This window comes from Arthrobacter sp. EpRS71, assembly GCF_001512285.1.
In the GTDB taxonomy this organism is placed as follows: Bacteria; Actinomycetota; Actinomycetes; order Actinomycetales; family Micrococcaceae; genus Arthrobacter.
Map to the genome: position 1 here is coordinate 772,819 of NZ_LNUV01000003.1, position 11,837 is coordinate 784,655.

Consider the following 11,837-nt stretch of genomic DNA (forward strand, 5'->3'; position numbering starts at 1 on the left):
CGTTCCGCTGCCTTTCGCTTATACGACGACGCCTGCAAGGAAAAGGTTCAGCCTCGTGAACCATTCTTCCCCCGACGGCGTCATAGGGGTTAGCGCCGGTCCATCCCGGCCGGCTCGTCAAAGGAGCTAGACATGAAGAAACCACTCAGTTTTGGACTCGGTGCGTTGATCCTGACCGCCGCTCTGGCAGGGTGCGGCGGCAGCCCGGGAACCGCCACTACGTCCGCTCCTCCTCCCGCCGCTGCCTCCTCTGCGGCACCTGCCTCCAGCGCATCGGCCACCAGCACCACTGCTGCTTCCGGTGCCGACATGATGGTTGCATCCTCCAGTGCAGGTCAGATCGTGGTGGACGGCGAAGGCATGAGCCTCTACTTCTTCACCAAGGACGTCAAGGACTCGGGAACCAGCGCGTGCACAGCGGCCTGCCTGGACGCGTGGCCTATTTTCACCACGACGTCGGACGCCCCCATTGTTGATGGCGTCACCGGGTCTGTGGGAACCATTGCTTCGCCTGACGGGAAGAAGCACGTGACGCTCAACGGCATGCCCCTGTACTACTACGCCAAGGACAAGGCTCCCGGCGACGTTACCGGCCAGGGCGTGGGCGGTGTCTGGTATCTCGTCAGCCCCACCGGAGAAATGATCAAGTAACGCCGCCGAGGTCGCGGGAAGCCTGCCAGATCGCCGTACGTTTCCCTGCGGCCACGCAGGTTTCCCGCGACCTCGCGGTCCGGCCCATCACCTGAAGGCCCGCAGGATACGTTCCTTGAAAGCGCGTTCGTTGAATAGGTCCTTCCACTCGACCCGAATGAACCGCCAGCCTTCCTCCATGAGTACTTTCTCGCGACGCCGTTCCTGAAAAATGACCTCGTCCGTGGATTTGTAATCGAAGTACTTGGTGCGCCCGTCGAATTCCAAGGCCAGTTTTTCCTCTTCCCAGGCGAAGTCCATGCGATGACGCCCCAGTCTGGACTGGACCTCAAATTGTGGCTGTGGGGGTTTGATGCGCAGCCTCTGCAACAACTCACGGGTCAGCGTCTCACCGGCAGACTCGGACCGTGGATCCGCATTGTCCAAGGCTTTTCGCAACGTGCGGACACCTCGTTTTCCGGCAGAGACTGCTGCCATGTCAGCAAGGGCGCTGATGTTGGCACCCAACCGCAACCCGTGGTCCATGATCACGAGCGCCTTGGGATAGCTAAGCATCCTGACGCAGTCGAAAACGGTGCGTTCCAACGTGGTGGCCCGCAGTCCCCGAACCACCACCACATCGTCTTCCGTAAAGGTTTCCGTGTGCCCACGAACATCCTTGCCCGAACGGTCAGAGGAAGGCCTGGCGGCGTGAAGGACATGAACTTTGTCATCAACACCCCACACGAACAGCCCATGGAGTCGTGCCGCCGACAAATGGCTGTAGACCAAACCACCTGTCGACGACGTCAGGGTTCCATGAGCGTGCGCCATAATACGTTCCATAGCCCGCCTGTTAGGACCCAAGGCGCTCCATTTGTCACTCCTGACGTAGCAGCCATGTCTCAAGCGGTAAAGCACATCGGAGTCCACTAGTTTCTTGATTCGTCGACTGTTCAGACCGAACCGGAGTAACTCGTCGGTTCTCCACAGGTACCCGCTCACGGGTAGATCGGAGACAGTCATGGCGGGAGGGTGAGTTGATGTTGGATCCATCGATTCAGCATGGAGACAACACATCAAGTCGCTGAAGGGGGATGCCCTGCTATGTGGACAGTACAGTGCCGAGGACCCGGGAAAGTGGCGAATTCGCCGATGTTTTGCACACGCCGCCGCAGCTTTGGGGCGAGTTCGAAGGTCCATGCCGCAAGACTGGCCGGTGAACGGGTCCGCTATACTTGCAGGCTACTCAGTGGGGAGAGAACATGGCACAGAAGACAACCAACACGAATCCGCCAAGCCTGCGATTCCTTGCCATCCAAGAGGTGGCCTGGGCTCTGGGAGTAGTGGCTATGATTCTGTACGCGTTCGGCCACGGTACGGATTGGGTGTGGATCGGCCTGCTGACATTGTGGCAGGCGAGCATCATTTGGGGCTTCATCAAGTTCCGGCAAGCCAGAGCAAGCTAGCGCGTCGAGATCGCCGGAACGCGTCGGGATCGCTGGAGTTACCCGGCGATCCTGCAGCGTTCCGGCGATCTGGGCAACGAAGGCACAGGCATCACAGCCGCGCGCTCCCATACAGCTGCCGCACCAGATGCTCGATGTCCGGCTCGTGCAAGGACAAGTCAGCTACCTCAGCTGTGCTGGAGATGGCGGCAAGGACAGTGGCCGCAGAGAGTTTGCGGGGGTCGAAGGAAACGCTGTGCCGGATTCCCTCCGCCTCGATGCCCTGGTGCACGGCGCCGTCAGGCAGTGACAACAGATCAGCCGAATGCACGGGGGCGGCGAGGTCAACCACCATGGTGCGCACGGCTCCGGCGACGTCAGCCAAACCTGTGAGCGGACCGTCGTAGGCGATGGCGCCGTCGTCGACTACCAGGACGCGTTGACACAAACGCTGGATGTCGCTCATGTCGTGGGTGGTGAGCAGCAGGGTGGTGCCGTTCTCCCGGCGCTCCGCATCCAGGAACTGCCGTAGTTTCTCCTTGCTGATCATGTCCAGGCCAATGGTCGGTTCGTCCAGGATGATAAGTTCCGGCCGGTGCAACAGGGCGGCGGCCACCTCGCCGCGCATACGCTGCCCCAGCGAGAGCTGCCGGACGGGCGTGGTGAGGAACTCCCCCAAATCCATCTGCCCGGCGAGTTCCTGGAACCGTGGCTTCCAATCGGCTTCGGGCATGCGGTGCATGGCACCCAGGATGGGGTAGGAGTCCTGCAGGGGCAGGTCCCACCACAGCTGGGAGCGCTGCCCGAACACGACGCCGATCTTCCGGGCCAGCGCTTTACGCTGCGGCACAGGGTTGAACCCGCACACGCTCACGCGTCCCGAGCTTGGCACCAGGACACCGGTCAGCATCTTGATGGTGGTGGATTTGCCGGCACCGTTGGCTCCGATGTAGCCCACAGCCTCCCCCGGTTCCACGATGAAATCGATCCCCCGGACTGCATGAACGGTCTTTTTGCGTCGGCGGAACCTTCCCGCGGGCTCCATGACCTGGAACTCCCGGCTCAGTTCTTCCACTTCAATGATGGGCATATCAGCCTCCTGCGCCGGTGTACTTTTTGATGGCTGCCCGCCAGAGGAGCAGCATGAGTCCGCTGAGGACGACGGCGGCCGGCAGTCCCAGCCAGCCCGTCCATGCAGGGATTCCGGCCGGTCCGTCGAGTCCGAGAATGACCAGGCTGGGTGCGTACGCCACGAGCGTTGCGGGGATGACGAACGTGAAGAAGATCTGGATCGGGAAGAACAGTGCCGCTCCGGGCATGGAGGCAACATACCGTCCCCCGTAGGTGAACGCGTTGGCGAACTGCCTTCCGTCGAGAATCCAGAATTGCATTGCTCCAGCGCCGAGGAAGAGAGCACAGAAGATGGCCGCGCCAGCCAGCGGCGTGATCAGGGCGAGTACTACTTTGGCTGGATCCCACGCGATGTCTGCGAACAGTAAGGCCGCGGCCAAGGCCGCCAGCGCGAAGATCAATCGGCCCACGCGTCTGAGTTGAAAGTCGGAGGTAGCCAGCTGAAGCAGCACGGGAAGGGGCCTCACCAAGAGCACCTCCAGCTTCCCGGACCTGATGGTCTCGGACATGGAGTCGGTCTCCCCCAGGAGCAAGTCACCCAGCGCGAACGCTACGGATGCGAGCCCAAACACCAAGAGGGTCTGCGCAAAGGTCATCCCGCCGAACGAGGAGACGTTGTGGACAATCGCGTAGAGCTCAACAAACTCCGTGAGTCCCAAGAGGATCTGGCCCGCGACGTCGGAGAGGAAGCTGCCCCGGTAGGCGAGTTGCGAGCGCAATCTTGCCGAGACCAACAGCTTGAGGAGCACCAGGTTGGTGACGGGGGCGTGGGGATCGCGGCCTGCACCAGAACGGAGTGCACGGGGGCTAGCCACCTTGCACCACCAACCGCCGCGAACCGAAGCGAACCATCATCTGCACAATGATCAGCAGCACAGCCAGCCACAGAAGTTGGATGCCAACCATCGCCAGGCTCTCACCGCCGTCGGTCCTGCCCGCAAGAATGTCCACCGGGGTTTGAAGCATCGACGGAAACGGTGTGGCCCGGGCGAGATCGAGCAGCCACCCCGGGAACCACGTCACCGGGACCAGGAACCCGGACAACAGGTTCATCACCACCATGTACAGCATCCAGAAGCCCCGGATTTCGAGCACCCAGAACGACAAAAGGTTGATGGCGAAGAAGCCCAAAAAGTTCAGGGAAACGGCAGCGAGGATCGACACGAATCCCAGCACGTACGGTCCAGGACTACCCGGCATCGACAGGCCCGTCACCAAGGCACCGACAATAAGTGGCGGCAGGCCGCGCGGAAGGACGTCGAAAGCGGCACGGCCCAGGTCCTGCGCCCAATAGGACGCCGTCAGGTTCACGGACCGGGAAAGGTCGACGGCGATGTCCCCCGACTTCACGCGATTGGCCAGCTCAGCGGTCCCGAAGAGCCCCAAAGGTGCCAGCAGCGCCTGCCCCAGCCACACATAAGTGGCCGCCTCCATGGCCGAGTATCCCCCGATGGCGCCACCCGCCGTCGTAATGGCGCTTAGCAGCAGCGACGCCCGGATGAGTCCGAAGACCGAGTTGGTAAAAGCACCGGCGACGGCGGCAGTACGGTACGTGGAATGGCGGCGGAATGATGACTTGGCCAGTTCCCAATACGCACGCACCGGACGAGTCTACTCACGGGCTTCGCCGAATTCGCCGGAACGCGTCGGGATCGCTGGAGTTATCCGGCGATCCTGCAGCGTTCCGGCGATCTCGGCAACGAAGGCTTACGCGTCGGCGAATTCCTCGGACTCTTCGAACTCGACGGCCGCGATGATTTCCTTGGTCTCGGGGTGGATCATGAAGGCCTCGTCGTCGTCCTCGATCATGAGGTAGTCGCCGTGGTCGGTGGAGAAGTGCCAGGCGAGGGTCTTGACGCCGTCGTGCTCGTAGTTGGGGTCGCCCATGGTGATCTTTTCGAGGGCGTAGCCGGCAACATCGCAGAGTTCGCGGATGATGACCTCGAACTCGGGGGCGTTGGCGAGGGCTTCTTCGTCGGCTTCGGCCTGACGCTCGGCCAGGTCAGGGATCTGCGCGACGCGCTGGGCGATGTGCTCTTCGATTTCTTCGTCGGAGAGAACCAGCAGGGCTGACTGATCGCGCAGGTATGCGGCGCTGAGTTCGATGATGTCCTCTTCTTCCAGCAGCGCTTCAAACTCGCCGTCGAGCTCGTCCAGGGCGGCCACGGAAGCTGGCGGGGTGTCGGACTCGTCCAGTTCGCCGTCGAGGTAGGCCTCGGCTTCATCCTCGCTCAACGCATCAAAGGCAGCTGCGGTCCGGTCGAACAGCTCAAGGTGGCGGACGGCGCCCATTCCCGCAAGCCCTGCCCGCACAAAGGCGTCCACTTCTTCACGCTCCGGCGCGGTGAAGACATACTGGGCAAAGCCGCCAGACAGTGCCTGGGTGAGGTAGAAATCCACGAAGTAGCTGTTGAGCGCTGCGGTGGCGATTTCGTCGCTGTTGAGGAGCTCTTGGTACATGTGGTTCACCACGTTGACATTGGAATCCACCACGTCCGCATTGCCGGCTTCAAAGCTGGTCTTGTTCAGGACAACGGGGTACTCGTTGGTAGTCATGGGAAATCCTCACTGCTGAAAGCTGATGGTGCTCCGGACCCTTTCAACGTACGCGCGGGAGCGGCGCAGCAATCGAGGATGAGGTTAACGGAGGGCGAAGTTTGGGAGCCGTTTTCTGCTGACTAAGATTGAACAGATATCCTCCTGCCGAAAGTAGCCCTGCGCATGCCGTCCCACACAGACGAAAACTGGGAACTGGCCATTCAGACTCCTGCCATCACGGACCGCTCGCTCGCGGCCGGACTGGCTTATGCCATGGGCAGCCGCGTGAACGGTATTACTTTCGACGCCGCCACGGGCCTCCTGATGGGCAAGGTTCGCGGCACCGGTCCGCAGCCGTATTCGACGTCGGCAAAACTGGTTCGCAAGCCCAGCGGCTGGAGCTGCACTGTGGGTATTTGCAGCTGCCCGGTCCGGAAGGACTGCAAGCATGTGGCCGCGTTGCTCTTCACTGCGGAGGACCACCCCACCATTCGCGCCCAGCTCCTCTCCCAGGCCCCCGGGATCCAGACGTCACGCGCAGGTTCAGGGCAACAGGGCAGTGCCGCCCGTCCTGCCTGGGAACAAGCCCTCAACAGGCTGATCACCAAGCCCGGCACAGCACCCAGCGCTGCGGGCATCCAGCTGGCGCTTCAGTTCGAAGTGGAAGAGCCCGCGGCCCACTTCTCCTACACAGGCCGACGCGATCCCCTGCGCAGTGTCCGCCAGCTCAAAGCGCGCCCGGTCATGATGGGCGCCAAGGGCAAATGGATCCGCGGCGACGTCTCCTGGAACAACCTCAGCTATGTCAGCTTCCGGCGTGAATTCAACGAGGTCCACGTCGAATGGCTTCAGACTTTCCTGGCTGCCCACGGTTCAAGCAACGGCCGGCAGCAACCCTCCGGGGCCATGTGGTTGAGCCTGAACGATTTCGCGGCCAAAAACCTCTGGACCCTCCTCGCGGAGGCCACCAAAGCCGGCATCCCGCTCATTCACTCCGCCGGTAGCGAGCCTGTCCGCGTCGAGACGCAACCCGCCGTCGTCGGACTCAGTTTGGCGCGCCTGGCCACCCATCCGGACACCGCAAAACATGAAGCGCCCGACGGCGGCCTGCAGCTCGCGCCGTCAGTGACCCTGGGTGGGGAAGCCGTGGATCCCGGATCCGTGGGTTTCCTGGGCAAGCCGGCCAACGGAATCTTCTTCACCCACTCCGGGGAAACCCTGCCGGGCGTGCCCCAGCAGAAGAACCTCATCACGCTCGCCCCTATGGACGGGGGCATCAGTGATGAGTTGCTGGAGTTCGTCATGGACGGCGACACACTTCAGATCCCGGCGGAGGACGAAAGCCGGTTCCTGACCTCGTTCTACCCGAAGCTGCGGCAATCCACGCCCGTGCAGGCTGCGGATGAATCGGTGGAGCTGCCCACGCTGGCTGTCCCCACGCTGTCACTGCTGGCCAACTACGGCACGGACCACAAAGTGCGGCTGCACTGGGAATGGCACTACAAATCGGGCACCCTTGTCACCGCCCAGCCCTTGTGGCGGCACCCGGACGACCGCGGCTACCGCGATGACCTTGAAGAAGCCCGGATCCTGGAGTCGCTGGGGAGGCCGTGGGACGTGGTGCCCGCGCTCGCCGAATCGGCAACGGGCGGCTGGGGTGCGCCCCGAATAGCTGCCTCCGCTGAGCTCAGTGGCCTGGACACACTGGCGTTCACCGAAGAGGTGCTGCCAGCGCTTAAGGAGCTGCCGGACGTGGTGGTGGAAACCTCCGGCGACATCGCCGATTACCGTGAGGCCGCCGAAGCGCCCGTGGTGTCCATTTCCACGAAGGAAACGGCAAGCGGCGACTGGTTCGACCTCGGCATCGTGATCACCCTCGAAGGCGAACCCGTGTCCTTCGCTGCTGTCTTCTCCGCGCTTGCCGCCGGGATGAGCCGCATGCTGCTGCCCAGCGGCGCCTACTTCTCACTGGATCTTCCCGAGTTGCACCAGCTCCGGGCCCTGATTGACGAGGCCCGGTCCTTGCAGGACAACCCGGACAACAAGGACGGCACCCTGCAGATCAGCCGCTTCCAGGCAGGCCTCTGGGACGAGCTGGCGCAGTTGGGGATCGTGGACGAACAGGCCGCCGCGTGGCGCGAGGCCGTGGGTGGACTGCTCGACGACGGCGTGACCGGGCTTCCCCTCCCGGCGGGACTTAACGCTGAGCTGCGTCCGTATCAGCTTGAAGGTTTCAACTGGCTCAGCTTCCTGTACAAGCACAGCCTCGGCGGCGTGCTGGCTGACGACATGGGCCTGGGTAAAACCGTGCAGGCCATCGCGCTGATCTGTGCGGCGAAGGACTTGGCTGCGGAAACGGCTGCCGCTGCCCAGGGTGATTCTTCCGAGGTGACCCCGCGGGCTCCGTTCCTTGTAGTGGCCCCCACCAGTGTGGTGAGCAACTGGGCGGCTGAAGCGCAGCGCTTTGCCCCGGGCCTGGTGGTACGGACCGTCGGCGAAACCTTTGCCAAGAGCGGCCAGTCCCCTGCCGAAGCGTTGGCGGCTGCCGACGTCGTGATTACCTCCTACGCCCTGTTCCGCATTGATTACGATGCCTACGCCTCCTTCCAATGGGCGGGGCTGATGCTCGATGAGGCGCAGTTTGTGAAGAACCACCAATCCAAGGCGTACCAGTGCGCTCGCAAGCTGCCGGCCCGCTTCAAGCTGGCTATCACGGGTACCCCGTTGGAGAACAACCTCATGGAGTTCTGGGCGCTGACCTCCATTGTGGCCCCGGGATTGTTCCCGAGCCCCAAACGGTTCGCGGAGAATTACCAAAAGCCGGTGGAAAAGAACGGCGACTCCGCCCAGCTGGGCAAGCTCCGGCGTCGTGTGCGTCCGCTCATGATGCGCCGCACCAAAGAGCAGGTCATCAAGGACCTGCCGCCCAAGCAGGAACAGATCCTTGAAGTGGTGCTGAACCCGAGGCACCAAAAGGTTTACCAGACGCATCTGCAGCGCGAACGGCAGAAGATCCTGGGCTTGATCGATGATGTGAACAAGAACCGGTTCACGATTTTCCAGTCGTTGACGTTGCTGCGGCAGCTGAGCTTGGACGCGTCGTTGGTGGATTCGTCACTGTCCGGAGTGCGGTCCTCCAAGCTGGACGTGCTGTTCGAACAACTGGAGGACCTCATTTCGGAGGGACACCGGGCACTGATTTTCAGCCAGTTCACGGGGTTCCTGGGCAAGGTTCGCGAGCGTTTGGATGCCGAAGGCGTGGAATATTGCTACCTCGACGGCAGCACCCGCAACCGCGGCGATGTTGTGAGCGAGTTCAAGAACGGTGCCGCTCCGGTGTTCCTGATTTCGCTGAAGGCTGGTGGCTTCGGGCTCAACCTGACCGAGGCAGATTACGTGTTCCTGCTGGATCCCTGGTGGAACCCGGCGTCCGAGGCCCAGGCCGTGGACCGCACGCACCGTATTGGACAGGCCAGGAACGTGATGGTCTACCGGCTGGTGGCCAAGGACACCATCGAAGAGAAGGTCATGGCGTTGAAGGCGAAGAAATCACAGCTGTTCGCGGACGTGATGGAAGGCGATGCCTTGGCCGGTGGCTCGTTGACGGCGGACGACCTTGCTGCGCTGTTCGCGGAGTAATCGCCGGCGCAAGCATCTGAGGGCCGACCCGGCTGACAGTCCCGCTCCGGCGACTGCCACGGGTTGCCTTTTCACGCCGGCCCCCGACCCTCCTTTATGGCACGTACCTGAGTGCCGTGACGGGTAATTTGCACGTCATCCTCAACGTCGAAGTATCGGCGGCCCACGCCGTTGAGATAGACCCAGATTCCGCTGCCGTCACGCCTGACATCAGTCACCAGGCCGGTGTACGAGTCAGGTCCGGGCCGCCACACGTCCACTTCGTCGCCCACCGAAAAATACTCCCACGCCCGGACGAATCGCACTGGCAATGCGTCCGGCTCAGTCAACTCAAAAACAGTGCTTGTCTTCACTGATAACCGCCCCTCGCTTCGCCGCCTATTGAGAAGTGCGGCAACGGGGCAAAAGATGACGCCAGGGAGCGTTTATTCGATGGATGAAGCGGATTACTTCCGTAATGCCGCTAGTCGTCCAGCCGCACACCCCGCAGCAGCAGCATGGTTCCGCCCACGGCAACTGCGGAGGCCAGGAACACGCCCGCCGCGCCAAGGCCCACCGCCACTACGCCGATGGCACTGGGCAGGACCACTTGGCCCACCCTGTTTCCCGCCAACCTCAAAGCCAGGGCACGGCCGCGCTGGCCTTCGGGGGCTTGGGCCGAGAGCCAGGACATGGTGAGCGGCTGACCGATTCCCAGGCCCAAACCGAGGAACGCCATCACCACGAAGAGCAACCACTCCGGCATGGGGATGGCTGCTACACCGAGGGCAACTGTGGAGATGGCCAGGCTCAGGATCAACAGCCTCATGCGCCCGAGCCTGCGGGATACGGTACCGAGGCCCAGCCTGGACACCATGGAAAACACCGCACGGACGGTCAGCATGAGACCCACGGTTGCTGCGGTTAGCCCCCGCTCCGCACCTAGTGCCGGCAGGTAGACAACGGTCAGGTCCACCACGGCCAGGACGGTGGCGCTGGTGGCCAACGCCCGGGCCACGCCAGGGGTCCTCAGCAGCGCCAGCGAACCACCCTTGGCGGTTTGGCCCTTCACCGCGCGTTTCCGTCGGCTGGCTTTTGCGGACATCAGGAACGTGGTCAGGAACATCACCAGGCTCATGGCCGTGGCGAGCAGGAAGATCGCCTGCGTATTCGGGCGAATGGAAGCACCGCCCACCACCGAAATAGCCAGCGGCCCGAGGGCCTGGCCCAGCGACGCGGCAAAAGTCAGGTACCCGAAGGCAGAATCCAACTTCGACGACGCCGCATTGTTGGCAACCACAGCTTGCTGACCCACCACACACGCCAACTGCCCGGCGCCCAGAAGTGCCGTGCCGGCCACCAGAGCCGGGACTGACGTCCCCCAGAACAGCAGAAACGCAGAACAACCCAGCACGACGGCGGCCCCGATCGCCATGAGCCTGCGCTCACCCAGGCGGTCCACCAGTCCGCCGATGGGCAGGGCGAGCAGCAGGGGAAACACGGCGTAGCTGGCGGCGAGAAGACCCAGCGCGAACCCGGGGACGTCCAATTCGAGCGCGCGGTAGGTGGTGGCGGGCCGGACCAGGAACGTGACTGCTTGGATGAGCGTGGAGTGGACAAGGAGTGCTGTGGACGAACGCCGCCCGAGTTCGCCGATCATTCGACCGCGAGGCCGGATGCAGAGATCACGCGGAGGGTCTCGTCCCGGGCGCCGATCACGTGTTCGAAGGCAACCTTGGCTGCCTTCTCCTCGTCCTTGGAAGCGATGGCTTCGACCAAGAGCCGATGGTTGGCGAGCGCTTCATCGCGACGTTCGGGGGCGTTGTTGGTGAAGTAGCGGTAGCGTTCCACTTGGCTGGCGATTTGCCCGTGGAAGCGTTGAGCCCAGGAGTTTCCTGCGATTCTGGCGATGGCTGCGTGCAGGGCAACACCGTACTTCATGGCTTCATCGGCGAACTCCACCATGGCAGCGTTGCGGGCCAGGATTCCGCGGAGTTCTTCAAGGTCGGCAGCGGTGGCGTTGGCGCAGGCCTCCCGGGCCATCAGGGATTCCAGGGCGGCGCGGACGTCGTACAGCTCGGAGATCACTTTCTCGTCCAGTGCCGGAACCAGGACTCCGCCGGTGGGCAGTTGTTCGAGAAGGCTCTCGGAGATGAGACGGCGGATGGCTTCCCGGAGGGGTGTGCGGCTGACCTGCAGGGCCGTGGCCATGGCGGGTTCGTAGATGCGTTCGCCGGGTTTCAGGTCGAGGCTGAGGATTCGTCGTTTCAGTTCGCCGTAGACGAGGTGTGCCCCCGTGTTGCGTGGTTCTTCTGCCATACCGTGCTGCTTTCACAAGAGTGTACTTGTATACAAGTATCCACTTTCAACCAAGTACCCCGCAACCACAGCAACGCGGGGTCACTTATGGCCCCTTCCAGCGCCAAAAAGGGGCCATAAGTGACCCCGCGTTGTTTGAGTGGAGGTGACCAC

At 62.7% G+C, this 11,837-nt stretch carries 11 protein-coding genes; 3 read left to right on the forward strand and 8 right to left on the reverse strand.

The window, feature by feature from the left end:
• Positions 1-132 precede the first annotated feature (132 nt).
• A complete protein-coding gene (locus tag AR689_RS06330) occupies positions 133-651 on the forward strand; it encodes a COG4315 family predicted lipoprotein (RefSeq protein ID WP_062068164.1) in 519 nt (172 codons plus the stop codon).
• 87 nt (positions 652-738) lie between these two features.
• Here AR689_RS06330 and AR689_RS06335 read toward each other — a convergent pair whose 3' ends face one another.
• Positions 739-1,686, reverse strand: coding sequence for a type IV toxin-antitoxin system AbiEi family antitoxin domain-containing protein (locus AR689_RS06335; RefSeq protein WP_062068166.1), 948 nt, complete (start codon positions 1,684-1,686; stop codon positions 739-741).
• Between the two features lie 209 nt (positions 1,687-1,895).
• Here AR689_RS06335 and AR689_RS06340 point away from each other — a divergent pair, with 209 nt between their 5' ends.
• The gene (locus AR689_RS06340) at positions 1,896-2,099 is read left to right on the forward strand and encodes a hypothetical protein (protein ID WP_062068168.1); all 204 of its coding nucleotides are present in this window, start codon (positions 1,896-1,898) and stop codon (positions 2,097-2,099) included.
• Positions 2,100-2,190: 91 nt separating this feature from the next.
• Here the strand turns inward: AR689_RS06340 and AR689_RS06345 are convergent, their stop codons facing one another.
• From AR689_RS06345 to AR689_RS06360, 4 genes are all read right to left on the reverse strand, one after another.
• Positions 2,191-3,168 carry an ABC transporter ATP-binding protein gene (locus tag AR689_RS06345; protein WP_062068170.1) on the reverse strand — a complete coding sequence of 326 codons (978 nt, stop codon included), beginning with the start codon at positions 3,166-3,168 and terminating at the stop codon, positions 2,191-2,193.
• A gap of 1 nt (position 3,169) precedes the next feature.
• A complete protein-coding gene (locus tag AR689_RS06350) occupies positions 3,170-4,024 on the reverse strand; it encodes an ABC transporter permease (protein ID WP_062068172.1) in 855 nt (284 codons plus the stop codon).
• The gene (locus AR689_RS06355; protein WP_062068175.1) at positions 4,017-4,811 is read right to left on the reverse strand and encodes an ABC transporter permease; all 795 of its coding nucleotides are present in this window, start codon (positions 4,809-4,811) and stop codon (positions 4,017-4,019) included. The genes AR689_RS06350 and AR689_RS06355 overlap by 8 nt, the downstream gene beginning before the upstream one ends.
• A gap of 105 nt (positions 4,812-4,916) precedes the next feature.
• A complete protein-coding gene (locus AR689_RS06360; protein WP_062068177.1) occupies positions 4,917-5,765 on the reverse strand; it encodes a DMP19 family protein in 849 nt (282 codons plus the stop codon).
• 165 nt (positions 5,766-5,930) lie between these two features.
• Between AR689_RS06360 and AR689_RS06365 the strand changes: the two genes are divergently transcribed.
• The gene (locus AR689_RS06365; protein WP_062068179.1) at positions 5,931-9,386 is read left to right on the forward strand and encodes a DEAD/DEAH box helicase; all 3,456 of its coding nucleotides are present in this window, start codon (positions 5,931-5,933) and stop codon (positions 9,384-9,386) included.
• 71 nt (positions 9,387-9,457) lie between these two features.
• Here AR689_RS06365 and AR689_RS06370 read toward each other — a convergent pair whose 3' ends face one another.
• The 3 genes from AR689_RS06370 to AR689_RS06380 all read right to left on the reverse strand — a co-directional run bounded on the left by AR689_RS06370 (position 9,458) and on the right by AR689_RS06380 (position 11,684).
• Complete coding sequence (locus AR689_RS06370) at positions 9,458-9,739, reverse strand: hypothetical protein (protein WP_062068181.1); 282 nt, start codon at positions 9,737-9,739, stop codon at positions 9,458-9,460.
• A gap of 110 nt (positions 9,740-9,849) precedes the next feature.
• Complete coding sequence (locus AR689_RS06375; protein WP_062068183.1) at positions 9,850-11,025, reverse strand: MFS transporter; 1,176 nt, start codon at positions 11,023-11,025, stop codon at positions 9,850-9,852.
• Positions 11,022-11,684, reverse strand: a complete 663-nt coding sequence (locus tag AR689_RS06380) for a GntR family transcriptional regulator (RefSeq protein WP_062068185.1) — start codon at positions 11,682-11,684, stop codon at positions 11,022-11,024. Before AR689_RS06380 ends, AR689_RS06375 begins: the two co-directional genes overlap by 4 nt.
• Between the last annotated feature and the right edge of the window lie 153 nt (positions 11,685-11,837).